Genomic DNA, 1,204 nt, shown 5'->3' with positions numbered 1-1,204 from the left:
AAAAACCCGGACTTGCCGGGCTTTTTCTTTAACATTATAATCTATTGTTTTACCCCGTTAATTACAACAAGACCTTCTTTTATATCTATCTGTAAATAAGGCAAGTTATCTTTAATCCGTTCATTGACATAAAATTCATCTATAAAAATATCTCTCTCAAAATTTTTAAAATACTTTATCCTTTCTTTTGATAAATTTACTTCCAACTCTTTACCGTAGTCATTGAAAATCACAAAGTCATATCCTGATAAATCATCAAAAATTATAGTGAGGGCATTATCATTTGTAGTTTTAACATAATCAGAAGGCTTTAATATGCCATAATACTTGCCCGGAATTATATAACACTTATTCCCTAAACGTTTCCATACTGTGATGCATTTGTCATTTGACATGCAATAAAAAGAGCGTGATTGATCAAACCAAATCAAAAACAATATTATCAACAGGATAAATAAGCCAGCAATTTTCATAAGCTTTCTTAGTATTTTGGTCCAGGAGGCCACGGGTTTGTTGCTTTCTGCCATTCTCTTTCAAATTTTCTTTGTTGATAAATAGAATACCCTACATTATGTCCTAACCTTTGAGCTTGCTGTGTCGGTTGACCTTCAGTTGCTAAACCTCCCTTTTGATAACTTTCTAGAGCATCAAAAGCTAGTCTGGAAGAACCCCAACTAAACCCTTTCACTCCCGCTACATATCCGGCAGCATAATTTCCAATATCTCTAGCTGAAGCGATCTTTCCATTAAATGACATCCCTCTATAGTGATATTGAGGGTTGTTATAATTTGGGTCACCAGGTTTAGTCCCATTTCTCTTAAAATCATATTTCTTACCGCCAGTAGCATTTCTCATATAATGGAACAAACCTGGATTTCCTTTAATAATATCATTATCCATAAATGTTTGGCCAGAGTTGTCCCTTGGGTTGATAATTGCTCCAACAATAGCCCTTCCATCCTCTCCATGAAAAGAATATTCGGTAAGCATTTCGCCAACAACTTCTCCCGTACGTTGTCCACTTCCATCTACAACATAAATATTTTTGTCTGCATTGGCTTCACCTCCAACAACTGTAAAAGTACCATCGTCATTCTTGGTAACATCTATGTGGTCAACTGCCCATCTGCCATCTAGGTCGACAAATCGGAGTGGGTTATTCCACATTGCATTGTAGGGTGTCCACCCTGGTGCATCGGCTGC

General features: G+C 36.5%; 2 protein-coding genes. Both read right to left on the bottom strand.

Annotated features, from left to right (window positions below; translation table 11 throughout):
* Positions 1 to 41: 41 nt before the first annotated feature.
* Positions 42 to 473: a hypothetical protein gene (locus DES35_RS11380; RefSeq protein WP_147269366.1), complete on the bottom strand. Its 432-nt coding sequence runs from the start codon at positions 471 to 473 to the stop codon at positions 42 to 44.
* An 8-nt stretch (positions 474 to 481) separates the two neighbouring features.
* Positions 482 to 1,204 (bottom strand): hypothetical protein (locus DES35_RS11375; RefSeq protein ID WP_211306566.1); only part of this gene is annotated, 723 nt, incomplete at its 5' end.

Source organism: Schleiferia thermophila (genome assembly GCF_003337435.1).
GTDB lineage: Bacteria > Bacteroidota > Bacteroidia > Flavobacteriales > Schleiferiaceae > Schleiferia > Schleiferia thermophila.
This window is presented reverse-complemented; position numbering and strand designations above follow the sequence as displayed.

Bases quoted from the DNA above. Each gene is read 5' to 3' on its own strand.
- DES35_RS11380 (WP_147269366.1), bottom strand. From the start codon at position 473: ATGAAAATTGCTGGCTTATTTATCCTGTTGATAATATTGTTTTTGATT.